We start from the raw sequence: 761 nt of genomic DNA on the forward strand, positions 1-761 counted from the left end.
CGTTCGAGAAGTGCGTGGATGCGACGATAGCCACATCGTCCCTCATGTTCGTGGAAGAGGGTATGGATAGCCGACTTCACTTCCGCGTACTTGTCTTCGCCCGTCAGGCGCGTCCGCCAATAGTAGTAGACACTCCGAGCCATCTCGAGCACGCGGAGGAGTCCCGGAACGGGATAGACCGCCCGCAACTCATCGATTACTTGCGCCTTGATCCGGTTCGTCGCGCATTCTCTTCTTGAACCAAGGCTCTCAATTTTTTTAGCGCAGCGTTCTCCATCTCGAGATACTCGACCCGCTCCTTGAGCTTCTCGACTTCTGTCATCTCTTCAAAATCTTTCTTCTTGCGTCTCGCCATCGGGGCACGTCCTTTCGGTCTAGCGACCAGACCTGCGGTCCCTTCCCGTTCATACGTCGATCGCCAGTTCGAGATCATCCCCGGGGAGGAAATTCGATATTTTACGGCTGCCTCTATGTAGGACAGTCCGTTGGTCGCCATGTCGTTTAATACCTCCAGTTTAAATGCCGGCGAGTGTGTTGTATAGGAAGGATCGAAGATCGTCTCTCCCCAACGTTCATAAAGACGCGACCACTCACGGACTCGTTCAGGTCGTATCCCGAATTCCTCCGCCATAATCTGGTATCCGTCTCGTCCCGTCAGATAACGTTCAACGACCTTGATCTTAAATGCCTTCGTATATTTGACCATAAAAAACACCCCATAAAAGTTGGATTTTTATGTCCAACTTTTATGGGGCAGTTCA

General features: G+C 51.6%; 1 protein-coding gene. It reads right to left on the reverse strand.

Annotation, left to right across the window (positions count from 1 at the left end):
- Positions 1 to 196 precede the first annotated feature (196 nt).
- Positions 197 to 706, reverse strand: a complete 510-nt coding sequence (locus B4F99_RS09485) for a helix-turn-helix domain-containing protein (protein WP_290757290.1) — start codon at positions 704 to 706, stop codon at positions 197 to 199.
- Positions 707 to 761 lie beyond the last annotated feature (55 nt).

Origin of the sequence: Exiguobacterium sp. UBA3491 (assembly GCF_002377745.1) — a bacterium.
Classification (GTDB): Bacteria; Bacillota; Bacilli; order Exiguobacteriales; family Exiguobacteriaceae; genus Exiguobacterium_A.

What these genes read in the sequence shown, in the direction of transcription:
- B4F99_RS09485 (WP_290757290.1), bottom strand. Translation starts at nt 706, where the DNA reads ATGGTCAAATATACGAAGGCATTTAAGATCAAGGTCGTTGAACGTTAT.